This window comes from Streptomyces nigra (assembly GCF_003074055.1).
GTDB classification, from domain to species: Bacteria; Actinomycetota; Actinomycetes; order Streptomycetales; family Streptomycetaceae; genus Streptomyces; species Streptomyces nigra.
This window is the reverse complement of sequence record NZ_CP029043.1, coordinates 3,684,906-3,710,017: the sequence shown is the minus strand read 5'-3', so window position 1 is coordinate 3,710,017 and position 25,112 is coordinate 3,684,906. Positions and strand designations below refer to the sequence as shown.

The 25,112-nt window shown below is 71.9% G+C and carries 23 protein-coding genes, 2 tRNA genes and 2 pseudogenes; 12 read left to right on the top strand and 15 right to left on the bottom strand.

Annotated elements, in window-relative coordinates; genetic code table 11:
• Position 1 precedes the first annotated feature (1 nt).
• From DC008_RS17145 to DC008_RS17135, 3 genes are read left to right on the top strand one after another with little or no spacing between them, the layout of a single operon-like run.
• Positions 2-709, top strand: a complete 708-nt coding sequence (locus DC008_RS17145) for an ABC transporter ATP-binding protein (RefSeq protein WP_244221496.1) — start codon at positions 2-4, stop codon at positions 707-709.
• Positions 706-1,923, top strand: a complete 1,218-nt coding sequence (locus DC008_RS17140; RefSeq protein WP_108707728.1) for an ABC transporter permease — start codon at positions 706-708, stop codon at positions 1,921-1,923. Before DC008_RS17145 ends, DC008_RS17140 begins: the two co-directional genes overlap by 4 nt.
• Positions 1,920-3,032 carry a hypothetical protein gene (locus tag DC008_RS17135; protein ID WP_164492231.1) on the top strand — a complete coding sequence of 371 codons (1,113 nt, stop codon included), beginning with the start codon at positions 1,920-1,922 and terminating at the stop codon, positions 3,030-3,032. The genes DC008_RS17140 and DC008_RS17135 overlap by 4 nt, the downstream gene beginning before the upstream one ends.
• A 114-nt stretch (positions 3,033-3,146) precedes the next feature.
• Here the strand turns inward: DC008_RS17135 and DC008_RS17130 are convergent, their stop codons facing one another.
• The 4 genes from DC008_RS17130 to DC008_RS17115 form a co-directional block, all read right to left on the bottom strand.
• On the bottom strand, positions 3,147-4,373 hold the full coding sequence (locus DC008_RS17130) for an MFS transporter (RefSeq protein ID WP_108707726.1): 1,227 nt from the start codon (positions 4,371-4,373) through the stop codon (positions 3,147-3,149).
• A gap of 66 nt (positions 4,374-4,439) precedes the next feature.
• The gene (pdxR, locus tag DC008_RS17125) at positions 4,440-5,774 is read right to left on the bottom strand and encodes a MocR-like pyridoxine biosynthesis transcription factor PdxR (protein WP_208645902.1); all 1,335 of its coding nucleotides are present in this window, start codon (positions 5,772-5,774) and stop codon (positions 4,440-4,442) included.
• 78 nt (positions 5,775-5,852) lie between these two features.
• Positions 5,853-7,334: an aminopeptidase P family protein gene (locus DC008_RS17120; RefSeq protein ID WP_108710738.1), complete on the bottom strand. Its 1,482-nt coding sequence runs from the start codon at positions 7,332-7,334 to the stop codon at positions 5,853-5,855.
• Between the two features lie 146 nt (positions 7,335-7,480).
• Positions 7,481-8,992, bottom strand: a complete 1,512-nt coding sequence (locus DC008_RS17115; protein ID WP_208645901.1) for a PP2C family protein-serine/threonine phosphatase — start codon at positions 8,990-8,992, stop codon at positions 7,481-7,483.
• 502 nt (positions 8,993-9,494) lie between these two features.
• On the opposite strand from DC008_RS17115, the gene DC008_RS17110 reads away from it, so the two are divergent.
• Together DC008_RS17110 and DC008_RS17105 are read left to right on the top strand one after the other, a co-directional pair.
• A complete protein-coding gene (locus DC008_RS17110; RefSeq protein ID WP_108707723.1) occupies positions 9,495-10,154 on the top strand; it encodes a bifunctional DNA primase/polymerase in 660 nt (219 codons plus the stop codon).
• 55 nt (positions 10,155-10,209) lie between these two features.
• On the top strand, positions 10,210-10,866 hold the full coding sequence (locus DC008_RS17105) for a hypothetical protein (RefSeq protein WP_244221368.1): 657 nt from the start codon (positions 10,210-10,212) through the stop codon (positions 10,864-10,866).
• Between the two features lie 243 nt (positions 10,867-11,109).
• Here DC008_RS17105 and DC008_RS17100 read toward each other — a convergent pair whose 3' ends face one another.
• The 3 genes from DC008_RS17100 to DC008_RS17090 all read right to left on the bottom strand — a co-directional run bounded on the left by DC008_RS17100 (position 11,110) and on the right by DC008_RS17090 (position 13,868).
• Positions 11,110-12,075 (bottom strand): DUF5926 family protein, encoded by a 966-nt coding sequence (locus tag DC008_RS17100; protein WP_108707722.1) that lies wholly within the window; start codon positions 12,073-12,075, stop codon positions 11,110-11,112.
• A 173-nt stretch (positions 12,076-12,248) separates the two neighbouring features.
• On the bottom strand, positions 12,249-12,887 hold the full coding sequence (locus DC008_RS17095) for an ATP-binding protein (RefSeq protein ID WP_055620982.1): 639 nt from the start codon (positions 12,885-12,887) through the stop codon (positions 12,249-12,251).
• Positions 12,888-13,040: 153 nt separating this feature from the next.
• Entirely contained in the window at positions 13,041-13,868 is an 828-nt protein-coding gene (locus DC008_RS17090; protein ID WP_108707721.1) for a glycerophosphodiester phosphodiesterase, read from the bottom strand.
• 270 nt (positions 13,869-14,138) lie between these two features.
• Here DC008_RS17090 and DC008_RS17080 point away from each other — a divergent pair, with 270 nt between their 5' ends.
• Together DC008_RS17080 and DC008_RS17075 are read left to right on the top strand one after the other, a co-directional pair.
• Positions 14,139-15,584 (top strand): S1C family serine protease, encoded by a 1,446-nt coding sequence (locus tag DC008_RS17080; protein ID WP_108707720.1) that lies wholly within the window; start codon positions 14,139-14,141, stop codon positions 15,582-15,584.
• 81 nt (positions 15,585-15,665) lie between these two features.
• A tRNA-Ser gene (locus tag DC008_RS17075) sits at positions 15,666-15,752 on the top strand.
• A 1,198-nt stretch (positions 15,753-16,950) separates the two neighbouring features.
• Here DC008_RS17075 and DC008_RS17065 read toward each other — a convergent pair.
• Positions 16,951-17,307, bottom strand: a pseudogene (locus DC008_RS17065) (YdcF family protein); the annotation flags it as partial.
• A 184-nt stretch (positions 17,308-17,491) separates the two neighbouring features.
• Here DC008_RS17065 and DC008_RS35450 point away from each other — a divergent pair.
• A tRNA-Ser gene (locus DC008_RS35450) sits at positions 17,492-17,614 on the top strand.
• A gap of 231 nt (positions 17,615-17,845) precedes the next feature.
• On the opposite strand, the gene DC008_RS17060 is transcribed toward DC008_RS35450, so the two are convergent.
• Together DC008_RS17060 and DC008_RS17055 are read right to left on the bottom strand one after the other, a co-directional pair.
• Positions 17,846-18,235 carry a hypothetical protein gene (locus DC008_RS17060; protein WP_108707718.1) on the bottom strand — a complete coding sequence of 130 codons (390 nt, stop codon included), beginning with the start codon at positions 18,233-18,235 and terminating at the stop codon, positions 17,846-17,848.
• Between the two features lie 33 nt (positions 18,236-18,268).
• The gene (locus DC008_RS17055) at positions 18,269-18,853 is read right to left on the bottom strand and encodes a hypothetical protein (RefSeq protein ID WP_108707717.1); all 585 of its coding nucleotides are present in this window, start codon (positions 18,851-18,853) and stop codon (positions 18,269-18,271) included.
• 354 nt (positions 18,854-19,207) lie between these two features.
• Here DC008_RS17055 and DC008_RS17050 point away from each other — a divergent pair, with 354 nt between their 5' ends.
• Together DC008_RS17050 and DC008_RS17045 are read left to right on the top strand one after the other, a co-directional pair.
• Positions 19,208-19,483 (top strand): hypothetical protein, encoded by a 276-nt coding sequence (locus tag DC008_RS17050; RefSeq protein WP_123954010.1) that lies wholly within the window; start codon positions 19,208-19,210, stop codon positions 19,481-19,483.
• 59 nt (positions 19,484-19,542) lie between these two features.
• Complete coding sequence (locus tag DC008_RS17045) at positions 19,543-20,151, top strand: YdeI/OmpD-associated family protein (RefSeq protein WP_208646117.1); 609 nt, start codon at positions 19,543-19,545, stop codon at positions 20,149-20,151.
• 20 nt (positions 20,152-20,171) lie between these two features.
• Here DC008_RS17045 and DC008_RS17040 read toward each other — a convergent pair whose 3' ends face one another.
• From DC008_RS17040 to DC008_RS17020, 5 genes are all read right to left on the bottom strand, one after another.
• Positions 20,172-20,510 (bottom strand): hypothetical protein, encoded by a 339-nt coding sequence (locus tag DC008_RS17040; RefSeq protein ID WP_108707715.1) that lies wholly within the window; start codon positions 20,508-20,510, stop codon positions 20,172-20,174.
• Positions 20,511-20,548: 38 nt separating this feature from the next.
• The gene (locus DC008_RS17035) at positions 20,549-20,896 is read right to left on the bottom strand and encodes a MerR family transcriptional regulator (protein ID WP_108707714.1); all 348 of its coding nucleotides are present in this window, start codon (positions 20,894-20,896) and stop codon (positions 20,549-20,551) included.
• 19 nt (positions 20,897-20,915) lie between these two features.
• Positions 20,916-21,854: an aldo/keto reductase gene (locus DC008_RS17030; RefSeq protein WP_108710735.1), complete on the bottom strand. Its 939-nt coding sequence runs from the start codon at positions 21,852-21,854 to the stop codon at positions 20,916-20,918.
• 66 nt (positions 21,855-21,920) lie between these two features.
• Positions 21,921-22,352 (bottom strand): hypothetical protein, encoded by a 432-nt coding sequence (locus DC008_RS17025; protein WP_108707713.1) that lies wholly within the window; start codon positions 22,350-22,352, stop codon positions 21,921-21,923.
• Positions 22,353-22,407: 55 nt separating this feature from the next.
• Complete coding sequence (locus DC008_RS17020; protein ID WP_108707712.1) at positions 22,408-23,274, bottom strand: bifunctional DNA primase/polymerase; 867 nt, start codon at positions 23,272-23,274, stop codon at positions 22,408-22,410.
• Between the two features lie 377 nt (positions 23,275-23,651).
• On the opposite strand from DC008_RS17020, the gene DC008_RS17015 reads away from it, so the two are divergent.
• Complete coding sequence (locus tag DC008_RS17015) at positions 23,652-23,978, top strand: hypothetical protein (RefSeq protein ID WP_108707711.1); 327 nt, start codon at positions 23,652-23,654, stop codon at positions 23,976-23,978.
• 214 nt (positions 23,979-24,192) lie between these two features.
• Positions 24,193-25,083, top strand: a pseudogene (locus DC008_RS17010) (bifunctional MaoC family dehydratase N-terminal/OB-fold nucleic acid binding domain-containing protein); the annotation flags it as partial.
• Positions 25,084-25,112 lie beyond the last annotated feature (29 nt).

Sequence of the window (25,112 nt, the reverse complement as noted above, 5' to 3'; positions counted from 1 at the left end):
GGTGAGCGTATTGCTGCGCGCGGAAGGCGTGGGCAAGTCCTACGTCCTGCGCGGAAGGAGGGTCGACGTCCTGGACGGGGTCGACCTCGCCGTGAGGAAGGGTGAGGTCACCGCCCTGGTCGGCCACTCGGGCTCCGGGAAGACCACACTCCTGCACATCCTCGGGCTGCTGACCCCGCCGGACAGCGGCCGGGTGTTCGTCGAGGGCGGCCACGGCACGGGACCCGTCGACACGACGGATCTGCCGGACGGAGCGCTGGCGGATCTGCGCCGCGGCACGCTCGGGTTCGTGTTCCAGTCGTACAACCTGCTGCCGCAGCACTCGGCGCTGCGCAACGTCGTCCTGCCGTTCACCGGCCGTCGCGGCGAGGGCGAGACCCGCGCACGCGAGCTGCTGGCACGGGTGGGACTCGCGGAGCGCGCCGACCATCTGCCCAGTGAACTGTCGGGCGGGGAGCAGCAGCGAGTGGCGCTGGCACGGGCGCTGATCAACGACCCGCCCGTGGTGCTGGCCGACGAGCCGACCGGGAACCTCGACACGGAGAGCGAGGAGGTGCTCCTCGGACTCTTCCGGGAGCTGGCGGACGAGGGCCGGGCTGTGCTGCTCGTGACGCACAACCCGGCGGTGTCCGATGCCGCGGATGTGGTGCACCGCCTGGACAAGGGCAGGTTTCCCCGCCCGGCCGTGGAGACGGAGAGCCCGGAATGAACGCCTTCAGTCTCGCGCTGGCCAACGTCCGTGCACTGCGCCGCCGGCTGTTCGGCCTCGTGGCGCTGGTCTCGGTCGCCGCCGCCGTCTGCCTCGGCGCGCTGGGCATCGCCGACCGGGCACAAGGCGCCACCGACGCGGATGTCAAGGAGAGCAGCGCCAACCGCAGCATCACCGTCGACAAGCCCGACGGACGCCCTGACACTCCGCAGCTGACGGACCGTACCGCCGCGCGGCTCGCGAAGCTGCCGCAGGTCGAGTCGGTGCAGCACCGGGCCCAGGTGTCGTTCGGTGTGCTGACCGAGGTGGGCGACACCGTCCTGCTGTACGCGACGACCCACCGGCCGGCGCTCACCCCACCGGTCACCAAGTCGGTGCGGAAGAACCTCTTCCCGCTGCGCCCCGGCGAACTGGTGACCCCGGCCGCCTCCCAGGGGGTGGACCTGAGCAAGCTGGTGGGCCAGAAGATCGATGTCGAGACCACCCGCTACGTACGGCAGGGCGAGGGCACCGGAGTCACCGGCCAGGCCCGCCTCGTCGGTGTGTACGACCCGACCTGGCAGCTGGACAACCCCGGTGCCGCGTACGCCGCCGACGCCACCGTGATCGAGTGGGCGGCACAGCGGTCCGGGGAACCCGTGGACGGCTACGTGTCCACCATCGGCTACGACCAGCTGACCGTGGTCGCGAAGACGGCGGCCGACGTGCCGGCCGTGATGGAGTCGGTGCAGCGGCTGGGCTATCCGGCGGTCACCCTCCAGCAGCAGCTCGAAGCGCTCCCCGCCGTGCTGGAGATGATCAAGCTGGTGGGCCAGGTGCTGCTCGGTGTGCTCGGGGTGCTCGCGTTCGTCGGCGCGGTCACCGTGACCGGCGCACTGTCGCGGCAGCGGGCACAGGAGATCGGCATCCTCAAGGCGGTCGGTTTCCGCACCAGATCGGTACTGACGATGCTGGTAACGGAGATGGCCCTGGTCGGCGCCGTGGCCGCGCTGATCGGCGCCGTGCTCGGCGCGGCACTGGGCAGCGGCGCCGCCGCCCTGCTGCGGGGCAGCGCGGACCTGGCGCCGTACGTCAAGGGCTGGGTGCTGCTGCCGTCCGCGACCACCCTGCTTCTGCTCCTCGGTCTGACGGTGCTGGTGGTGGCGATCGGTTCGCTGGCCCCCGCCCGCAGAGCGGCGAGCATGTCCCCCACAGATGCGATGAAGGACTGGTGACCCCACCCATGCCGTACCCCTCGACACACAAGCACGGCGAGCACCGCACACAGCTGACCGGTCCGGCCCGCGCCACCGCCCTCCTGGGCGCTCTCGGCTCCGTCCTCGCGCTGACGACGGCCTGTTCCGGTCCGGGCGGTGTGGATCTGGGCGACGACTGGAAGGGCTCCCGCACCTTCGCGCTCGCCAAGGTCGACGGCCTGGTGACGGTCGTCGGGATCAACCCCGACAAGCCCCGGGCGGAGAGCCTGGCCGTCGTGCCCCAGCAGGCCGACGACGACGATGCGATCAGCCCGCACATCGTCGAACTCGCCGACGGACGCTGGCTGCTGACCGTCCCCCGCAAGGACGGCAAGCCGGACCGGCGGTACGAGATCAACCGCAAGGACCACACCCTGGACGGCATGACGGGCGATGTGCGGCTCCGCCGGATCATGCCGGGCAAGACTCTGGTCGCCGAGGTCGCCGGACTGGCCGACACCAAGTCGCCGAGCGGCGCCCCGTCGTCCAGCGTGCTGGTCCGTGACCCCGCGGACTGGACCACCAAGCGCGAGCTGAAGGTCCCCGGCACCATCGGCTTCGCGGCGTCCAGCCCGGCCACGGACACCGTCTGCCTGGGCAGTTCCACAGTCGGGGCCTCCGGTGACGGCACCAGCGTCTTCGTCGCGAACCTGACCGACGGCAAGGTCATCCCCGTGGCCGTGCCGAGGGGCCTGGACGTCAAGGATGTCGCGTGCCCCTCCGGCCACCCGGTCGTCGTCGGCTCCCCGGCCTCGGCGAAGTCCGGCGACATCGAGGTCTCCCTCAAGCGCACCGCCGCCGAGACGGCGGTCACGGTGGACGGCGGCCGGGTCGACGCGGTGGCGGCGACGGACTCGTCCATCGTGATCGCGGCGGCCACGGGCAACGACACCGAACTGGTCGAGGTCGACGCCACCAGTGGCAAGGAACTGCATCGTGCCCGGATCAAGGGCCTTGCCGCGTCCCTGGACATCACCCCCACCTCGAACGGCTGGCTCGTCTACTCTGAGAGGACAGTGACCCGGGTGGACCTCACCACCGGCAGGACCAAGCGGTTCGACCTGCCGGGAACCCTGCTGGACTCCTGACCCCGGGCCCGTGTCCCAGCGGGCACGTCCCGGGCGCAGAGCGACGTAGGGCACCGCGGACCAGCGCGTAGCTTCGCTGGTCCGCGGTGCCTTCGCCGTGGGCCCGCAGGCCCATCACCCCACAGCCACCGCAGCCCGCTCCCCCGCCTCCCGCCGCCCCGACGCGTGCCGGGCCGCCGGCCCCATCGCGTACGACGCGGCCAGCATCACCGCGCCGAGCGTCAGCCAGCCCGGTGTCCCCCAGTCCACGAGCAGCGACGTCAGCAGGAGCGGGCCGAGGGTCCGGGCGACCGTGACGCCGGTGCCGAACAGGCCCTGGTACTCGCCGGTGCGGTCCCGCGGGGCCAGGTCGAACGACAGCTGCCAGGACCCGGCCGACTGCCCCATCTCGGCTGCCACCTGCAGCACCGCGCCCAGCACCAGCACCCCGGCCGCCGCCCACGGCGGGGCTCCCGCGCTCAGGGCGAACGCGCCGCACGCCGCGAGCATCACCCAGGACGCCCGGCGGATCGCGCGCGTCGCCGTGGCCGGTCCTGTGACCCCGCGCGCGACGCGCACCTGGAACGCCATCACCGCACCGGTGTTGAGCACGAACAGCGCGGAGACCATCCAGGCCGGGGCGTCGGTCCGGCGCGTGATCCACAGCGGCAGGACGAGGCTGAGCAGCGGAAGCCGCAGCAGCAGCACGGTGTTGAGCAGCGCGAGCACCGCGTACGGCCGGTCCCGCAGCACCCCGAGACCGGCGGGCCGCCTACCGGACCCGGCCCGTACGGCCGGCAGGCGCGACAGCAGCCCGGCGCACAGCAGGAAGCTCAGCCCGTCCAGCGTGAAAACCGCCAGGTACGCCGTCCGCGTCCCGGCGTGCAGCGCGAGCCCGCCGAGCCCGGCCCCCACCGCCAGACCGGCGTTGAGCGTCGACTGCAGATGGGCCAGCAGGCCCGTGCGGTCCCCGGCGGACACCAGCCCCGCGAGCAGTGCCTGCCGGGCCGCCGCGAGCCCGGACTGCGCGGCGGCGTACCCGCACGCGACCAGGACGAACGGCACGAACCCCCGCACCACCGTGAAGGACGCCACCGCGAGACCGGTCGCGAGGGCCAGCAGCACCGCCGTCCCGCGCGGACCGCGCCGGTCGGCGAGCCGTCCGAGCGGCACCCCGGCCAGCGAGCCGACCGCCCAGCCGACGGTCAGCCCGAGGCCGACGCGGGCGGGGCTGAGCCCGACGATCTGGGTGAAGTACAGCGCGGACGTCGTGTAGTAGGCGCCGTCGCCGACCGAGTTGCTCAACTGCGCCAGCGCCAGGGTGCGTCGGGGACCGGCGGGCGGGAGAAGACGGGAGGTCATGGGACGACCGTAGAGAGCCGGTGGGCCTGTTCCGAGGCCCAATCCGAGGGCCTTTCAGTGGCCCAATCAGGCCTCGCCCAGGACCCGCGCCAGCACCTCCAGCGCCTCCCGGCAGGCCCCCTCCCGGGGTGTGCCGTATCCGACGACCAGCCCCTGCGGCCTGTCCCCGCCCGGTGTGTGCCAGTGGTCCGCCAGCCGCCCCACCGCGAGGCCGTGCGCCTCCGCCCGCGCCATGACGCGCTCCTCGTCGTCGACCTCCACGAGCGCGTGCAGCCCGGCCGCGATCCCCCGCACCCGGTGCGCCCCCAGCCGGTCCAGGAGCAGGTCCCGGCGCCGCCGGTACCGCAGCCGGCACGACCGGACGTGCCGGTCGTAGGCGTGGCTGTCGATCAGCTCGGCGAGCGCCAGCTGCCCGAGGACCTCGGTGTGGTGGTCGCTGTGCAGCTTGGCGTCGGCCACGGCGTCGACGAGGTGCGGCGGCAGCACCATCCAGCCGAGCCGCAGCGCCGGCCCGAGTGTCTTCGAGGCGGTGCCCAGATACGCCACCTGCCCCGGCGCCATGCCCTGGAGCGCGCCGACCGGCTGCCGGTCGTAGCGGAACTCCCCGTCGTAGTCGTCCTCCACGATGAGCCCGCCCCGGGCGCGGGCCCACTCGGTGAGCGCGCGCCGCCGCTCCGGGTGGAGGGTCACCCCGGTGGGGTACTGGTGCGCGGGCGTCACCACGACGGCCGCGCATCCACCGGGAGGAAGGCACGCCCCCCGCCCGTCGACCTCCACCGGCACGACGGCACCCCCGTGACGCCGTACGACGTCCCGGTGGAAGGGCAGCCCCGGGTCCTCCATGGCGACCGGGCCACCGTCGAGCACCCGGGTGAGCAGCGCCAGCCCCTGGACGTACCCGGAGGTGATCACGATGCGCTCCGGGGGAGCGGCCACACCGCGCGCCCGGCCCAGATACCCCGACAGCGCGGTCCGCAGCTCGATCCGCCCGCGCGGATCGCCGTAGTCGTAGGCCGGGGAGGGCGCCCGCGCGATCGCCGCGCGCAGCGCCCGCAGCCAGGCCGCCGCCGGGAACGCCCCGACGTCCGGGCTGCCGGGCCGCAGATCGAACCGCGGCGCCCGCGCGGGCTCGCCGGTGCCGGGCGGCCCCGCCTCGACGGGCGGCAGCGCGGCGACCCGGGTGCCCGAGCCCTGGCGGGCGGTCAGATACCCCTCGGCGACGAGCTGGTCGTAGGCGGCCTTCACGGTGTTCCGCGAGACGCCGAGCTCCTCGGCGAGCTGCCGGGTCGCGGGCAGCCGGTCCCCGGGCGCGAGCCGCCCGTCCCGTACGGCGTCCCGCAGGGCGCGCTCCAGCCCCGCCCGGCGTCCGCCGCCCGCGGCGACCGCGAGATGCAGATCCACCCCCACCCCCAGCAGAAGCGACGACGGCCGGGCGCCCCCAGGGCACCCGGCCGTCCTCCGTCCGTCAGCCGCCGGACCTCAGCCCTTCAGCGCGGCCATCCAGCTCTCGACCTCGTCCGAGCGGCGCGGCAGCCCGGCGCTCAGGTTCCGGTTGCCGTCGACGGTGACGAGGATGTCGTCCTCGATCCGCACGCCGATCCCGCGGTACTCCTCCGGCACGGTCAGGTCGTCGGCCTGGAAGTACAGTCCCGGCTCGACGGTCAGCACCATGCCCGGCTCCAGCGTGCCGTCGACGTACGACTCCACGCGCGCGGCGGCGCAGTCGTGCACGTCCATGCCGAGCATGTGCCCGGTGCCGTGCAGCGTCCACCGGCGCTGCAGCCCGAGCTCCAGCACCCGCTCGACCGGGCCCTCGACGAGACCCCACTCGACGAGCCGCTCGGTGAGCACCCGCTGCGCGGCGTCGTGGAAGTCGCGGTACTTCGCGCCCGGCTTCACGGCCGCGATCCCGGCCTCCTGGGCGTCGTACACGGCGTCGTAGATCTTCTTCTGGATCTCCGTGTACCGTCCGTCGATCGGCAGCGTCCGGGTGACGTCGGCGGTGTAGTACGTGTGCGTCTCGACGCCCGCGTCCAGCAGCAGCAGGTCGCCGGCGCGGACCGGGCCGTCGTTGCGCACCCAGTGCAGCGTGCAGGCGTGCGACCCGGCGGCGCAGATGGAGCCGTAGCCGACGTCGTTGCCCTCGACGCGCGCACGGAGGAAGAACGTGCCCTCGATGTAGCGCTCGGACGTCGCCTCGGCCTTGTCGAGGACCTTCACGACGTCCTCGAAGCCGCGCACGGTCGAGTCGACGGCCTTCTGCAGCTCGCCGATCTCGAAGTCGTCCTTGACGAGGCGCGCCTCGGACAGGAAGACCCGCAGCTCCTCGTCGCGCTCGGCGGTGACCTTGTCGGTCAGCGCGGCCTCGATGCCGGCGTCGTAGCCGCGCACGACCCGCACCGGGCCGGTGGCCTCGCGGAGCTTGTCCGCCAGCTCGCGCACGTCGGACGCGGGGATGCCGTACAGCTTCTCCGCCTCGGTGAGGGAGTGCCGGCGGCCGACCCACAGCTCGCCCTGGCCGGAGAGCCAGAACTCGCCGTTCTCACGGTCGGAGCGCGGCAGCAGGTAGATCGTGGCCTCGTGGCCGCCGGAGACGGGCTCCAGGACGAGCACGCCGTCCTCGGTCTGGTTGCCGGTGAGGTACGCGTACTCGACGGAGGCCCGGAAGGGGTACTCGGTGTCGTTGGAGCGCGTCTTCAGGTTGCCCGCCGGGATCACCAGGCGCTCGCCAGGGAAGCGCGCGGACAGCGCGGCACGGCGGGCGGCGGTCTCGGCGGCCTGTGGGATCGGCCGCAGGTCGTGCAGCTCGGTGTCGGCCCAGCCGGACTTCATGTTCTCGGCGAGCTCGTCGGACACGCCCGGGTACAGGCCGTTCTTGCGCTGCTTGATCGGCTCTTCGGTCTCTTCCGGGCCCGCTGCGGTAGCAGCACTGGACTCGGCCGGGGTGAGCTCGTCCGCCACGGTCATCCTCCTCGATACGGCATTCGACCCCGTCCATCGTACGGTCGCGCCGGGTCGCTCCGGGGGGCGCGGATCGAGCCGTCCGCCGCTGCTATGGCGCAGGCCACGCGGCTGTTATGGGGCGGTCACCGAGGGCCCACAGGCCGCTACGCGAAGCGAGCGGCCAGCAGGACGACGTCCTCGTCGCTGTCGTCCCGGTCCAGCCCGTCCGGCAGCACGGCCCGCAGCACATGGTCGACGACCGCCTCGGGGTCCTGCCGCAGGGCACGGGGCACCCCGGCGGCCGCCGCGTGCAGCCGCGCGAAGGCCCGGTCGGTGGGGTCGCCGGTACGGTGCAGCAGGCCGTCGGTGTAGAGCAGCACCGTCTCCCCGGCCTCCGCGGTCAGCTCGACGCTGGGCGCCTCCCAGCAGGCCAGCATCCCGAGCGGCGCGGACACGGACGTCTCCACGAACTCCGTGCGGCGCTCCCCGATCAGCAGCGGCGGACTGTGGCCCGCGCCGGCCAGCGTGATCTTGCGCAGGGCGGGCTCGCAGTAGGCGAACAGGGCGGTCGCGGACCGGGCGGGCTCGGTGAGCCGCAGCAGCAGCTCCAGATCCGACAGGACCGCCACCGGGTCCTCGCCCTCCATCACGGCGTACGCCCGCAGGCTGGCCCGGAGCCGGCCCATCGCGGCGACGGCGCTCGGCCCGGACCCGGTCACCGAGCCGACCGCGAGGCCCAGCGCGGCGTCCGGCAGCGGCAGCGCGTCGTACCAGTCGCCGCCGCCGCGCGGCCCGGTGGAGTGCCGGACCGCGAGCTGGACGCCGGCCATCCGCGGCAGCCGCGCGGGCAGCAGCTCGTCGGTCATCGTCCGCATGGCCGCGCGGGTGCGCTCGACCTCGACGAGCCGGGCCAGGTGCTCGGTCGCGTACCGGGTGTACAGACCGATCAGATGGCGCTGCCGCTCGGCCGGTTCGGCGGGCTCGTCGTACAGCCAGACGGCGGCGCCGAGGCGCCCGGCGTCCTCGGTGGACAGCGCCAGGGCGTAGCTGGCGGCGTAGCCGAGGCGCGCGGCGACCTCGCGGTGGCGCGGGTCGAGTCCGTCCTCGCCGAGCAGGTCGGGCTCGGTGATCTCGCCGTCGCCGCCGGGCAGCCCGTCGAGGATCCGCCCGTACGACATGGCGCTGCGCGGCACGGTCTCGATGTGCCCGAGGTCGGCGCGGGCGAGCCCGAGGCCGATCGTGGTGTCGGGGCCCTGTCCGTCGCCCGGTTCCAGGACGACGAGACCGCGCCGGGCACCCACGAGGGCGGCTCCGGCGCGCAGCAGTTCCTGAAGGGCTTCGTCGAGCGTGTCCGTGCGGACCAGGCGCTCGGTGAGTTCGTGCAGGGTCGTCAGGTCCGACACCCAGCCGGCGAGACGGTCCTGGAGCACCGCGCCGGGTGCGTGCGGTGAGGCGACCGCTGGGGCGTCCGGGGCTGCGGGCGCGGGCGCGACAGTGTGTGCGGGTGAGGGAACCGTTGAATCGATTCCGGCCACTTTCGAAGGGTGAGGGGCGTTCATGGCGTCCGGCTTTCCGACCGGTGCGTACTGCTCAAAAGCATCGCAAACCCCCATGTCATTCTGCGCCGCCGGCAGTGTCTCCACATGTACACGCACTCGTGAGGGGATGTCCAGCATTGTCCTGCGGGGATTCCTGGTGTCCGTGGGAAGCCGGGGGATTCCGCGTACACCTCTTGCGTCAAGGCAAAGTTGGCTTAAAACTGCCTCAGGGAACGGGGTATTGCGGTCGACTGGTTTCGCTCCACGGAGCGTCACAGCGGTCGTTATGGGTACGTACTCGGTGAAGACCAGGGGTGGTTGACGACCACCCGGAACCTGGTGACGGAGCCGAGCGTCCTAGCCACCGACGATCGTGCCCCATCCTCCCGTGGCGGAGGCGAAGAGAAACACGCGCGACGCAAAACGCCAGACTTCGCCACCCCACGCCATGCCCATGCTTCTGGTAGACGCAGTATGGACGAGGCCGCCACGGACGCAGTCCCCGTTCGGCCCATAGGGGTGCCCCTTGCTCGCGGCAGGGGTGTGATGCGCCAACAGGTACGCACAGTGAAGTGATCGACACATGTTGTGATGTGGTCCTCGGTGTTGCCAGCGGTGCAACGGAAAGGAACGAGCGCTCATGCGCGAGATCCTCGGAAAGCGACGCAGGCTCCTGCGCGGTGACGGGAAGCCCGAGCTGATCGGCGCGGCCCTGACCTTCGCGACGCAATGGCGATGGCCCGTGCTGCCGGGCGTGACGACACCCCCGCAGGGGCGGGCCCGCTGCGGCTGTCCCGACCCGGAGTGCACGGTCCCCGGCGCCCATCCCTTCGACCCCGGCCTCCTCGCGGCCACCACCGACGAGCGCATGGTGCGCTGGTGGTGGGCGAACCGGCCGACGGCGCCGATCATCCTCGCCACGGGCGGCACGGCACCCTGCGCGGTCAGCCTGCCCGCCCTGCCGGCCGCCCACGCGCTGTCCGCCCTCGACCGGGCGGGTATGCGCCTCGGCCCGGTCGTCGCCTCGCCGGCCCGCTGGTCGATCCTGGTGAAGCCGTACTCGATGGAACAGCTCGGCGAACTGCTGTACGCCAAGGACTTCGTCCCCGGCTCGCTGCGCTTCCACGGCGAGGGCGGCTATCTCGCCCTGCCCCCCTCCGAGACGGGACAGGGGCCGATCACCTGGCAGCGCGCCCCGCTGCCCGGCTCCGCCTCCCCGTGGGTGCCGGACGTCGAGGCAGTCGTCGACGCCGTGGTCTGGGCCCTCACTCGTACGGGTGTGAGCGCGCCCGAGTTGTAGGGCTGTCCGGCGCGCGCGGACCGCGCAGGGGCACCGGATCGTTAGATTCCGCCTTATGCCGCGTCATTCCAGGGGAAAAAGGGCACCGTCGTCACATCGCCGCGGGCCCCGCCAGCGAAGAGTCCGTCTGATCGCCCTCGCGTCCGTCGCGGCGGCCGCGATCGCCCTGCCACTGGCCTGGGCGGCCGCAGGGCAGGTCGTCGAGGCCCGGCCCGCGGCCGACGCCCCCGCGAAGGACGCGCCGGGGCGCTCCTCGCGCGACAGCGGCGCCCACGCGTCCCCCCGTGCCGACGCCAAGGCGCCCACGGTCGCGCCGTCCGGCCCGGCCGCCCTGCTCGGGCTCGGCATCGCCACGGCCGTGCGCTGCGGTCCCGAACTCACCTCGCCCGAGGGGGTCGAGGCGCAGACCTGTGTCGTCACCCAGGGCGAGGAGACCTGGGCGCGCACCTACTACCGCAACGCGACCGGCGGCGCCCTGGAGTCCGTGCTGAGTCTGATGGGGCCCGAGGGGCGCACGATCCGGATGCGCTGCGCGGTGGGCGCCGGGGACGAGCCGGGGACCTGTGAGACGCCCCGGCAGCGCACCCGCGCGGGCTCCGACGCCTTCACGGCGGTCACCGAGTTCGCGGAACGGGCCGGGCAGGGGGCGCTGTTGCTGCGTTCCGCGAGCAACTCCGCGCCCGGGTCGGCGGGATCGGCCACGGGCCGTTGACATCCGGCGTCGTTCCGTAAAGGGCCGCACACATGGAAAGACCCGGTTGCTGGCGACGGGGGATGCACCAGCAACCGGGCTACTGGAACGGTAACAAGAAGTCGGCGGTTCGCAAATTCGATCCGGGCTTTCCAGTCACCGATTCCCTTGCTCCGCAGGGGAGTTGTGATCGGATTCACCTTCCGCGGGCGGGCGCGTCCGACTGAACCGCCGTTCAGCCGGAGCCGTCCCGCCCCCGTCGCGTCAGCTGAGGGTGACCTGCCGGTTGGTGAGCCCGCCGCGCGCCCGCCGCTCGTCCGGCGTCAGCGGGGCGTCCGTGGCCAGAGCCGCGGCGAGCCGCTCGGCGAACTCGGCCGCCGGCTTCTCCACGTCCTCCGCGCCGACCCCGCTCGGCAGGTCCCACACCGGCACGGTCAGGCCGTGCGCGCGGAAGGACCCCACGAGACGGGTGCCCTCGCCCAGGCCGGACGTGCCCGCCGCGTGCAGGCGCGCGAGAGCGTCCAGAAGCTGCTCCTCGGGGTGCGGCATGACCCAGCGCAGGTGGTTCTTCTCCGGGGTCTCGCACCAGTACGCGGAGTCCACGCCGGTCAGCTTCACGGTCGGGATGGCCGCGGCGTTGGCGCGCTCCAGGGAGGCGGTCACCGCGGCGGTGGCGTTCTCCGCCTCGGGCACCCAGAACTCGAAGCCCGAGTGCACAACTGGCTCGAACGTGCCTTCGGGGTCGAGCAGATCCTGCAGTCGCGGGCCGTCGGCCGGGGCGCGGCGGCCCTGGACCGGGGTGCCCGGCTGGGCGGCGAGGGCCTGCTGGAGGGTGTCGGCGAGGTCGCGGCTGATGTCACCGGACGCCGTGTCGTTCTGCAGGCCGAGGAGGACCGAGCCGTCGTCGCGGCGCAGCGCCGGCCAGGCCATCGGGAGCACGGTGGCCAGGGTGACGGAGGGGACGCCCTCGGGGAGGCCGCCCTTCAGGGTCAGCTCGGCGGTGGCGGCCGGCACCAGCTCGCGCAGGGCGACCCAGTCGCACTCGCCCGGCAGCCCCTCGAACGGGCGCTGCACCAGCTCGGTCACCGCCTGCGCGGCGGCCCGGCCGTGACAGGCCTTGTAGCGCCGGCCGCTTCCGCAGGGGCAGGGCTCGCGTGCGCCGACGACCGGGATCTCTCCGTCGGCGATCTGCGGGCGCTTGGCCTTGGTCTGGGGTCGCTTCTTGGCCATCGTGGGTGTCTCCCGGTTACGGCTCGTCTGGTACGGGCGCGAGCCTAGCCGTTTCCGCCAGGGGCGACGGGAGCCTGTGGACAAGGCGTGCGCGCGTGCCGGGAGCGGCGCCGGTCCCGGCCGCGGTCGGCCCGGTCGCGGTCGGCCCAGGTCGCGGTCGGTCCCGGCCGCGGTCAGTCCAGGTCGTCGAAGGCGTCCGTGAAGTCCAGACCGGGGATGGCGCTCACCGCCGGGGCCGTGACGCGCGTAGCGAAGTCGTCGCGGCGGTGTCCCGGGCGCGCGGCGCGTACGTCGTCGTGGACGACCACCCAGACCGTGACCTCGCCGTGCACGTCGTCGCGGACGCCCCAGTCGTCGGACAGGGCGCTGATGATGTTGAGCCCGCGGCCGCCGTGCGCGGTGACCGAGGGCGTCGCCGGAGCGGGGCGGGTGGGACCGCCGCCGTCCGTCACCTCCACGGTGAGTCTGCCGCCGCCGTCCACCCGCCAGGCCGCGCGGACGTCGCCGTCCCCCGCGAGGGAGTCGCCGAGCGGCCGGCCGTGCTTGCACGCGTTGCTCAAGAGCTCGGACAAGATCAGTACGGCGTCGTCGATGACCGATTCGGGGACACCGCCGCTGCGCAGCTGCGCCCGCATCCGGTGTCTCGCCTTCCCCACGCCCGCAGGACCATGGGGTACGGCCATGCTCGACGACGTGGGCACCTCCTGTGCCACCACCAACGCCACCCCCGAGACCTCCTTCGCCCCACGCCACGGAGTGGATGCCCTCCTGGCCTGTACCGGAAACCGGCCAAACAAGGTCCGGTGACGCATTCGCAACGACCGAACACGCAGCGAACGCGCCGGAGCACTCCCTGTCACCGGGATGGCTGGAATCCGTCGGTGTGGCTGAGAGTGGAGGATGAGGCCGCCGGGGCCGCAGGGTCAAGAGGTCGTACGGAGATTGTGTGAAGGACGCCCGGGCGGTCAGCGTCCGAGCTGGTCCAGAACCGCGCGCGGGCGGTTGGTGATGATGCCGTCGACGCCCAGCTCGACGCAGAGGTCCACGTCCTGGGGCTCGTTCACGGTCCACACGTGCACCTGATGTCCGGCCGCCTTCAGGCGCCGTACGTACGCCGGGTGGCTCCGCACGATCCGGATCGACGGACCGGCGATGTGCACGCCCGCGGGCAGCCGGCCGTCGCGCAGCCGGGGCGAGACGAACTGCATCAGATAGACCGTCGGCAGCGTCGGCGACGCGGCGCGCACCCGGTGCAGCGAGCGCGCCGAGAAGCTCATGATCCGTACCGGCGACTCGGCCGGGACGGCGGGCGCGTCCAGCCCGAACCGTTTCAGCAGATGCAGCAGCCGCTCCTCCACCTGACCGGCCCACCGGGTGGGGTGCTTGGTCTCGATGGCGAGCTCGACCCGGCGCCCGGCGTCGGCGACGAGCTCCAGGAGCCGTGCCAGGGTGAGCACGGACGTGTCCTCGGGGTCCTCGGGGCGGACCTCCCAGTCCGGCTCCTCCGCGCGGTTCTTCCAGGAGTCGCGGTTCCTGCGGGAGCCGAAGTCCAGGGCGGCCAGCTCGGCGAGCTCCAGGGCGGAGACCGCGCCGCGGCCGTTGGACGTGCGGTTGACGCGGCGGTCGTGGACGCAGACGAGATGGCCGTCGGCGGTGAGGCGGACGTCGCACTCGAGGGCGTCGGCGCCGTCCTCGATCGCCTTCCGGTAAGCGGCCAGGGTGTGTTCGGGGGCGTCCTCGGAGGCTCCGCGGTGGGCGACGACCTGGATCTGGTGCTGCCGTGCGTGGGTCACCGCGTCATGGTGCCACCGCGCGGGGGTACACGTGCGACCGCGGTGGTCGTGCGAGTGCTGGGATTGCGACCGTTTAGTGAGAAATGACCTATATAAAGAGTGGCCGTGGACCCACAGGCACGGCTTATGGTGCTCTGACGGCCGTTGGGAAAAGCTGACCGCATACAAATAGACATGCACAGCAGAGCGCACCGACCGCCGAGGATCAAGCGTGAACGGGCGTGACCGAGTGCGACCGAAGACACCTGCCGTGGATCGAGGAGAGAAGCTGTGAGCACCGAGAACGAGGGCGCCGCGGTACCCCCGGCCCCGTCCGCACCCCCCGTACCGGTGGACGCTCCCGCTGCTCCGGCTTCTCAGGAGCAGCGCGCCTCCGAGAGCGGGACCGCGCCGCTCCCGCCGGTGCCCGACGCGAGCCCGTACGCCACCGACGGCTTCCACGCGCCCGGCTCGCCCGCCGCCGCCCCCTCCGGGTCGGCCCCGGACACCTCCTGGCCGCCCCCGCCGCCCGCGGGCGGGTCCCCGTACGGCGACGCGGCCGGCGGTGGCATGGGCGCCGGCGGCTGGGGCAGCACCTACCAGCAGCCCGCGCCCAGCCCGGGCCGTGGGCGCGGCGGCATGCTCGCCGCGGTCCTCATCGCGGCGCTGGTCGCCGGCGGTCTGGGCGGCGGCCTCGGCTACACCCTCGCCAAGAACGACGACAGCACCTCCTCCACGACCGTCTCCGCGCCCGACAGCGGCGGCTCGCTCAAGCGCGACCCGGGCACGGTCGCGGGCGTGGCCGCCAAGGCGCTGCCCAGCACCGTCACGATCCAGGCGGAGAGCAGCAGCGGCGAGGGCGGCACCGGCACCGGCTTCGTCTTCGACACCGAGGGCCACATCGTCACCAACAACCACGTGGTGGCCGACGCGGTCGACGGCGGCAAGCTCACGGCGACCTTCCCGAGCGGCAAGAAGTACGACGCCGAGGTCGTCGGGCACGCGCAGGGCTACGACGTCGCGGTGATCAAGCTCAAGAGCGCCCCGTCCGACCTCAAGCCGCTCACGCTGGGCGACTCCGACAAGGTGGCCGTCGGCGACTCCACCATCGCCATCGGCGCGCCCTTCGGCCTGTCCGACACGGTCACCACCGGCATCATCAGCGCCAAGAACCGCCCGGTGGCCTCCAGCGACGGCACCGGCAGCAACGCCTCCTACATGAGCGCCCTGCAGACCGACGCGTCGATCAACCCGGGCAACTCCGGCGGCCCGCTGCTGGACGCGCAGGGCAACGTCATCGGCATCAACTCGGCGATCCAGTCCACCGCCAACGGCATGGGCGGCACCGCCCAGTCCGGCTCCATCGGCCTCGGCTTCGCCATCCCGATCAACCAGGCCAAGTACGTCGCCCAGCAGCTGATCAAGACCGGCAAGCCCGTCTACGCCAAGATCGGCGCCTCCGTCTCCCTGGAGGACACCAGCGACGGCGCCAAGATCACCGACCAGGGCGCCGGCGGCTCGGACGCGGTCGAGCCGGGCGGCCCCGCGGCCAAGGCGGGCCTCAAGCCAGGGGACGTCATCACCAAGCTCGACGACACGGTGATCGACTCCGGCCCCACCCTGATCGGCGAGATCTGGACCCACAAGCCCGGCGACAAGGTGGCGATCACCTACGAACGCGACGGCCGCACCCGCACGGTGGACCTGACCCTGGGCGCCCGCACGGGCGACAGCTGATCCCCGGGCCGGGCCCCACGCACCCCGCACACCGCACCAGGCCGGTACGCTGTACCCGCTCCGCCCCGGTGGGCGGAGCGGGGTGGGTTGCCCGAGCGGCCTAAGGGAACGGTCTTGAAAACCGTCGTGGCGGCGACGTCACCGTGGGTTCAAATCCCACACCCACCGCAGGCGAACGGCCCCTGACCAGCTGAATCAGTCAGGGGCCTTCGCCATGCAGGTTGCCTGTTGGCGACCGCAGTTCCCCGTGAGTTCCCGGTCTATCGGGCACGGGTGGGGCACAACCGCGCACAGGCTTTGAGTTCGGCCCGCATCCTTATCAGGTCGATCACGGGCTCCCTGGGATTAGAGGGATCCCAGCCCTACGACGGTCTGCCGACCGCTGGGGGCCGCTCTCGTGCGGTCGTGTTCGCCGCTGTTGGTGTCAGCTGTTGGTGTCAGGTGTCAGACCCGTTCTTGACAGATCAGCCTCTCGGGGCGTCTCCCGATGTCGCCAGCCCTAGGCCCGCCAAATCAGCACGAGACCAGCCAGCATAAGCAGGCTCTGGCCATGGAAGGGCACCAGCCACGCCGCCGTGAGGCTCGCCGCGATCAGCAACGTCCCAGCACCCCATATGCGAGGCTGTTTCACTTTCTTGCGCACCCAAGAGAGTGCGATGTGCCCAGTCGTCATGGCCAATACACCGGTTACACCCAGTATCAATGCCACCACGAGAACGACTGGAAGAACGACGGACGACACACGACCCTCCCCGGCGCCTTCTCCTAGGCACTCGCCGTAATGATCTCAGCGCTCAACCACGGGGCACAATGCCGGAACCTGTCGGGCTACATCCCCGCTTGCAGACCGCGGGACCCTCTTGGCTCGGACCAAGGCGACGCGTGGCCACCGCCTCAGCCACCACTCACCCCCGCTCCCATCCCGTCCGCCGTCGACCCACACACCGTGGAGCGGGCGTGGTTCCTGGCGTCCAGGTGGAGCGCGCCACTGTACGAACGACCTGGACGCCAGGGGCCGCGTCTGCTCGGCTCTGCCTGGGTCGACGGTGGACGGGATGGGAGCACCCCGCGCACGCCACTACGCACCCGCGGCCGGGAACGGCGCCCCCTCCATCCCGGTGCCGGCCGATCCCCGCCGGAGGCATCGTCTTGACCGCGCGCCGTTCTGTGCGGTGATCGACTCATGGCTTCCGGCCCTATCCACTCGTGGGCGCGCGTCGGCGCAGCGCGGGCGGAGCGGGCCGAAGGCAGGAGCGTCGCCCGGAGCGAAGCCGGAAAGCGCGCCCGGCGGAGCGGAGCGCAGCCGGGGCTTGATGAGGTAGAGAAACCTGTAACAGCTCTTGACTGAGGGCCCGAGACGCAATGCTCAGGCGGAAGGCCGATCGGTAGCCAGCAGTCGGCTGGTGAAGCCCGCATGGCACAGCCGCTCGTATGCCTCGCGGACGTCGTCGGGCACGGGCTGGCTGATCATGAAGCCCTGCTCGGGGTAGATCAGCAGTCGCTGGAGTGCGCCGACGAGCATGTCGATCACCAAGCGGGCGTCCCCGATGGAGTCGACGTACTCGTCCAGCGTCATCGGCGTGGAGGCACTCACGACCTCCACCTCGGGCTAGAGCTTTCGGGCGGTGGCGTAGGCCCGCCTCTCCTCATAGGGCTTGCTGATCAGCAGGACTGACGCCACGTCGACGCCGAGGTCTTCCAGGAGCTCGCGCGAGAAGCGCAGCAAGGTCGGGAACGTCAGTCGCTCCGTGTTTCCAACGGCCAAGGAGAAGTTCAATGGTGCTCTCGCCATAGGCGGGCTGCTGTCCGCTGTCGCCGCGGTGATCGTGCCTGCTGTGACCGGCGGTTGAGCGGGCACGGTCGCGGGCTTGGGGCACGTAGAGGGCACGGCAAGGACGGCTGCGACTGCGGTGGCCCGCTTTCGCCCGTCTGACCAGCATGGAAGCGGAGATCCCGCCAGACCTCCGAAAGGTCTTGAAAACCGTCGTGGCGGCGACGTCACCGTGGGTTCAAATCCCACACCCACCGCAGGCGAACGGCCCCTGACCAGGCGACTCGGTCAGGGGCCGTTCGTGTGTCCGGCTACCGGACTGCCCGGCGCTCCCCGTGGTTCCTCACTCGGGTGCGGAGAGGGGTGACCCCGATCCGGGAGCGCGTGGCGGCGACAATCACCGGGGTTCGAACCCCATGCCCGTCGCACGTGAACGGCCCCCGACCGGATCGCTGGTCGGGGGCCGTTCGTATGCCCGCACAGTCGGCTGCTACCAGCCCGTCATCACCGCACCGAGTGGCAGCGGTGCGGCCAGCAGCACCAGTGCTTTGACTCGCAGAGGTTCACGCTCGCCCCTCATGGTCGTGCGGCAGACCACGAATGCCGCGACGATCCCCAGCGGGAACAGGATCGGGACGCTTTCCGACAGCGGGCCGCGGGTCCCGCCCACGTATGCCGCGAGATACGAGCCCGCGAGCCCGGCCAACACGGTGAAGAACACCTTGCCGGCGCTGAACCACTCACGCTCCATCAGTTCGGCGAGCTCACCGAAGCGGGCTCCGTCGCGGTGACGGCGCACAGCGGCGAAGGCGAAAGAGACGAGCAGGATCGTTCCGGCTGCGAAGAATCCCCAGCGCAGGACGCTTGCTGTGATGTCCATGATCAGTGCACCTCGCTTTCGTCGACGAACTCGTCACCAGCAGTTCTTGATGACACCGTCGATGCCGAGAATCTCCGCAGCGATGCCGCCGAGACCGGAACCGGCCTCCTCGAAGACCTCCATGATTCCCTTCTTGAAGGTCTTGCCCGCCTTCTTCTTGGAGCGGATCTTGGCGACGACCTTCTTGATGCCGCCGAGCTTGTCGATCGCCTTCTTCATCTTGTAGATCTTGGCGACGGCGAAAATGTTGGAACCGACGGCGAGCAGGATTCCGCGCGCACAACCGCCCGCGTTGAAGGACCGCTTTCCGCTGGTCTTGGCTATGCGCTCGTTCAGCCACTGCTCGGTGGCGTCCTCGCCCTGAGCCAGCACCTCGTCCGGGATCTCCGTGAAGAGGCTCAGCGCCTCCTCGATACCGGCCAGGACCTCGTCCTCCGTGCCGATGCCGTCCAGCGACGACAGGACGACGGGCGACGCCGCGGCCTCGGATCGCGGCTGGGCCGGGGCGGCGTGGGCGGCGCCGGTCGTGACGAAGACGGCGGCAGCGGCGATTCCGGCCACCATCATGGATCGGCGTCGGAGCGGAGCGCCGGTCTGCGAGCTGATGAAGGCAGACATGCTGAGGTTCCCCCTCTGTTCATGTGAAAGGTGTTCGCATTCCGCGCGCCACCGTGATTGCCCTGGTCAGGGGCGAGTTGGGCGCGGAAGCATGGTGATCATCGCCGAGCAGGGCGACGACCATCAACAGAGCTGAGGATCATCTGAGGTACTTGGCGCGGCCGTTCATTCGGTTCCGGCCCGCGCCCAGCGGCACCGAACAATCAGCCGAGCCCGTGACGCGGCCCTGACGGGCTACTGCCCCACGTGCGCCTCACGGTCTCTCCCTGCCGTGGGGCGCACGCCGTATCCGCACCCAAGTGCACGTCCGGAGTGACCAAACGATCGAGTCCCACAGGCCTGAAGAGATCCGTGATGCCTTCAGCCCGACGCAGTACATCCCCCTACGTGCTGCTCCTCATCGCCGATGCGGGCGTGGAGAAGGCGCCGGTGGACGACCGGTCCATCCCGTTCTGGCTGTTCACCGCCGTCGCCGTGCTCGGTGCTGTTTCCACCGTCGTACGTCTGCGGCGCATGGTGAACGCGCACCACCGTCGTGCCCTGCCTGGATGGACGCGATTCCTCGGCGCTCTTCTCGTCATGTACGGCCTTTACGTCGCCTACTGCGTCGCCGACGGCGCCGTCCCGTAACCCTGCGCAAGTGTCGTCAGGGCTCACCTGGAGCTGCCCGAATCATGCTTGAACCCTTCATGGCGGTGGGGCGGTTGTGGTTCGCTGAGGGGGTGGCTCAGGACTTGGAGACCGTCGCGTTCGAATCCGCCGAGGCGTTTCAGGCGTGGCTCGGTGAGAATCACGCCGTCTCGCCCGGCATCTGGCTCAAGCTGCGCAAGAAAGCGCCCGGAGTCGTCGCGTTGGACTATGCCCAGGCGCTCGACGTGGCCCTCTGCTACGGCTGGATCGACGGGCAGAAGGCCGCGATGGACGACGAGTGGTGGCTGCAGCGGTTCGGGCCGCGCACGGCGCGCAGCAGGTGGTCGAAGATCAATCGGGACAAGGTCGCCGCCCTGATCGAACAGGGCCGGATGCGGCCGCCCGGGCAGGCCGAGATCGACCGGGCCACGGCGGACGGCCGCTGGGACGCGGCCTACGACAGCCCGCGCACCGCCACCGTGCCGGACGACCTCGCCGCGGCCCTGGCCGCCGAGCCCGCCGCGGCGGAGTTCTTCGAGACCCTGAATCGCACGAACCGCTTCGCGATCCTCTATCGCGTTCAGGACGCCAAGCGGCCCGAGACCCGGGCCCGCCGCATCGAGAAGTACGTGACGATGCTGGCGAAGGGCGAGAAGCCGCACCCGTAGCCCCGGGGAGGAGGTCCGCCTCAGTCCCCCTGGAACCACAGGTGGCTGCCGGGGGTGGCGGCGCACGCCTCCAGCAGGAGCGCCAGCTCGTCCAGCGCGGCGCGCCGACGCTCGTCACCGCAGCGTTTCCGCAGGTCCGGGATCTCGCCGAGAGCGACGGCCGCCTCCTGCTCGTTCATCACGGTGTCCCGGTACGGGTCGATCGCGGCGAGCCGCCCGGGCACTCCGAGGAGATGGAGGGAGCCGAGCGCGTCCGCCAGCGCGTTCCCGAGGTCGTACGAGCCGCGCAGGAGTGTCGCCCGGGACGCGTGCCAGTCGCGTGCCGGCCGCATCGAGTGCAGTTCCAGTTCCAGACCCACCTGGGTGCGGCCTCCCGGTCTTCTGTATGTCCTGGGCTTCAGCTGTAGTAGGCGATCTTGTCGTCCAGGACGGCGATCGCCCGGCGCAGGGACTCCACGCGTTGTTCCAGGGCGGCGCGGCGGTCGCGGAGGAAGGCGACGCGGTGGTGCGGGGGGTGGTCGGCGCGGAGCATCGCGACGAACTCGCGCAGGTCCGCGATGCCGAGGCCCGCGTCGCGGAAGCAGGTGACCAGGCCGATCCAGAACAGGTCGTCCTCGGTGTACTCCCGGTGTCCGCCGGGCGAGCGCCGGATCGGGCCGATCAGGCCCTCGCGCTCGTAGTAGCGCAGGGTGTCGAGGGAGACGCCGGTGCGTTCGGCGGCCGTTGCCGGGCTGACTGTGGTCATCAGGGCTGGCTCCAGGGAGTCATCGGGCTTCCTCGAAGCGGGTCATGTGGGTCTCGGTGAGGTGTAGTTCGCGGGCGGCCAGCGCTTCCTCCATCTGTTCCACGCGGCTCGCGCCGACTATGGGGTCGATGTTCTGGCGCATCAGCCATGCCAGGACCACCTGGTTCCGTGTCGCCGACAGGTCGGCGGCCACCTCGTCCAGGACGGCCAGCACCCGCGCCGTGCCGGGGTGATCGTAGGCCGCCGGGAGCGGCTTGTCCGGGCGTACGTACGAACCCCAGATCAGGGCGCTGTACGCCCACACCGCCAGCCCTTCCGATCGCGCGAGGTCCAGGTCCTCGGTGGTGAGGAGGCGGTGGCCGGCCTCCGGGAGCGGGGTGAGGGGGCGGGGCTGGAGGAGGGAGTGGCGTAGTTGGAGGGCCGTGTACGGCTCCAGGTGCCGATCGTGGGCCAGGGACCGGGCGCGTTCGACGCGCCAGGCGGCGTGGTTCGCCGCGCCGATCCGCAGGGCCACGCCCTTGGCGACCAGCTCGCCGAGGGCGCCGACCGTCTCCTCCAACGGCACCGTGCGGTCCTCGGCGTGCGCCCACAGCAGGTCGACGTGGTCGACGCCCAGGCGCCCGAGGCTCTCCTCCACACCGGTGTGGACGGCCCGCGCGGACAGCCCTTCGGCGCTCTGCGGCCAGGAGTGCGGGACGAGCGGGTTCTGCCGGACCTTCGTCGCGATCCGCACCGCGTCGCGCGCGCCGGGGCGGGCCCGGAGCCACGCGCCGATCACGCGCTCGCTCGCGCCGCCGACACCGCTGGGGTCGTTCCAGAAGGAGTAGCAGTTCGCCGTGTCCAGCCAGATCCCGCCTCCGGCGACGAAGGAGTCGAGGATCGCGAAGGCCCGGTCGGGGTCGACGCGGGTGCCGAAGTCCATGGTGCCCAGGACGATGTGAGGGTTCTCGGTCGTCATGGCGGTCATGCTGGTGTCTGGAGCGCGCTCCAGGTCAAGAGGCCCCGCAACCGACGAGAACAGGTGCTACAGCTCGTCGTCCTGTGCCAGGGACTCCCAGTCGATCCTCCGCAGCGACTCCTCGGCGTCGTCGCCGGACGGCACGTCGACCGTCGGCTGGAACCAGACGACCGTGAGCGCCGAGCGGTGCAGAACCGGGTCGAGGGCGGGGTCGAGGGCCGTCGAGCGGAAGGAGCCCACGCAGGCCACGGGCGGCAGGGTCTCGACCGGGCCGAAGGGGCCCGCGTTCGAGTCGTCCCGCTCCAGTGCGGGCGGGACGAGGTGCACCGGGATGCCCGGGTGGGTCCGCTCGGCGGTGGTCAGGAGGCCGCGGATCGTCATCTCGTCGACCGGCTTGCAGGGGTGGCCCTCCAGCATGCCGCCGTACGTCGAGGTCAGCCGCAGTTGGGTGAGGTCGAGGGAGCGGCCGGACGTGAGGGTGACACGGGTCAGGGGCATGGGGGGACTGTAGGGCGGGGGTGCGGCGGGAGTCGCCCCGTTTTCGCCGCCGGGGTTACGGGTGGTGGCCGGTCAGGCGCGCCGCGGAGGCGATCGTGGCGCGGGCCTCCCGTTCGGTCAGCCCGGTGTCGAGCGCCGCCTCGACGAGGGGTTCGACCAGGCCGGGCCCGATGCCGTCCTCGTACGCCCGGCAGGCCGCCCAGAACAGGCGGGTGTTGCGCTGGCCCTCGTGGGCCGCCATGACGAACTGCACGAGTCCCTGCCCGTGCCCGCCGGCCGACGGGGGCGTGGGGTGGTGCGGGCGCGGCGCGGGGAGCAGCAGGCGCAGCAGCGCGCGCGGGCAGGGCGCCGGGCCGATGTGGGAGGTGCCGGGGGCGGTGCGGTAGACGCCGTGCTCGGTGCGGGAGCCGGGGCCGACCAGGTAGCCGCCGGCGCCGCGGATGTCGATGCCGGGCGCGAGCCGGCCCGCCGAGTTGGGGACGACGACGTCCGGCGGCCCGGTCAGCCACAGGTGCCGGCCGCCGCTCGGGGTGAGGACGACGACGGTCGGCGGGATCGTGAACAGGTGCCGCAGCGCCAGCTCGCGCAGCGCGGCCGAGGAGTCCGCGTCGGACTTGGTGTCCAGGTCGACGCCGATCAGCTGGTGCGGCGGCAGTCCGCAGGCGATGCCGTAGCCGGTGGCCCACGGGGCGGCGGCGAACAGTTCGCGGATGCGGGCGGGGTCGGTGGTGGCGTCGTAGACCCCGTGGCCGGGGCGGCCGCACTCACCGTGGCAGGGGGTGGGCGCGGGGTCGTCGCGGTGGGGGGAACGCAGGGCCGGGAGCTTCGTCCGGGACAGGGGGATGACGGCCAGTCCGCGTTCGGCGGCTGACAGGGCGTGTGCGAGGGCCAGCGTCGTGGCCTGCCGGTCGGTGGTGGCCATGCCTCTATGTTCGTACGCATGTTCGAAAAAGGGAAGGGGGGGTGGAGGTGTTCGGTGGGTGACACGCCGACGGGGCGGGTGGGGTCGGGGTGGCTGGTGGAACCTTTCGTCCCTTGCGGGGCTTGGGGGTGGTCTGTCCTCTGGCATCCTGACTGGGCGCTAAGTGTGGCGAAAGGGGTTTATCGACTTGTCATCACGCTTGAGGGCGAATAGGGCTGTCCGGGGTGGTTCGCCGGGGTTCCGGTGGGCAACTCTGATCTCGCGACGTCGTGCAGGACTCCAGGGCGGTCGGCCAACTGCCCGGAGGCAAGCAGTACTTCACGCACCACCAACGCGTCCGGCGGGGAGCTCGGGCGCACCTGTTCTGGAGGAACAACATGGCAAGCATCCGTACCGCCCGCGTCGTCGCAGCCGTCTCCGCACTTCCGCTCGCCGCAGCCCTGTTCGCCGGGGTGGCCAGCGCGGACAACGGCGCATTCGCGGACGACGGATCCAGCGCGGCCGTCTCGACCGCCGTCCAGGGCCTCCTCGGCAGCGGGGTCGGCGGCGACAACTTCGGGACCTCGTCGACCACCCAGCAGCAGGCGACCGGTTCCGGGGCCGAGAACGAGAGCAACACCGCCCAGGTCAACGGCTCCGCGGCCACCGCGCTCAATCAGGGCGACGGCAACACGGCCGTCACCTTCACCCCGCTCTGGTGGTGAGCTGAGAGGGCCGGTGCCCCGGTGCTCAGGCACCGGCCCTCTCTGTCCGTGGGTGTGCTGGTGGGGTTTCACATGACTGCGCGGCGGTGCTCCGGTACCGCCGCGCAGTCATGTCCGGCCGCCTTCGGTCCATCGGCCGCCCTTGACAGTCCCCCGTGTCTGACGGACAGTCAGAAACCTTCGGGAGCCTCGCGAGAAGGACCAGGAGGCGGCGGTGGGCGGCGACTTGGCAGCGCGGCTGAAGGCGTACGAGGGACGGCCTGCCGCCACGGCACGCGCCGGCAAGGACCCCGTGAACGCCCCGATGATCCGGCACTGGTGCGAGGCGATGGGGGACACCAACCCGGCGTACACCGGCCCCGACGCCATAGCCCCGCCCACCATGCTCCAGGTGTGGACCATGGGCGGGCTCTCCGGCCACGGCGGCCGGGCGCACGCGTACGACGAACTGCTCGCACTGCTCGACGAGGCGGGCTGCACCTCCGTCGTCGCCACCGACTGCGAGCAGGAGTACGCACGCCCCCTGCGCCCCGGCGACGAGATCACCTACGACTCGGTCATCGAGTCGGTGTCGGAGCGCAAGACCACCCGGCTCGGCACCGGGTACTTCGTGACGACCCGCACGGACGTCCGTGCCGGCGGCACCCTCGCCGGCACCCACCGCTTCCGCATCCTCAAGTACGCGCCCGCCCGGTCCGGGGGCGGTACGGCACGGGGCACGCGCCCCCGGCCCGTCGTCAACCGCGACAACGCCGGGTTCTGGGAAGGCGTACGGCGGCACACCCTGCTCATCCAGCGCTGCACCGGCTGCGGCACGCCGCGCCACCCCTGGCTGCCCGGCTGCAACGCCTGCGGCGGGCCGGACTGGGACACCGTCGAGGCGTCCGGCGAGGGCACGGTGTACTCGTACGTCGTCATGCACCACCCGCCGTTCCCGGCCTTCGACCCGCCCTACGCCGTCGCACTCGTCGAACTCGCCGAGGGGGTCCGGATGATCGGCAACGTGGTGGGCGTGCCGTACGACAAGGTGCGGATCGGGCAGCCGGTACGGCTGGAGTTCCGGCACTGCGACGACGCGCTGGTGCTGCCGGTCTGGCGCGCCCAGGGAGGCGCCGCGGAGCCTGCGGGACCCCC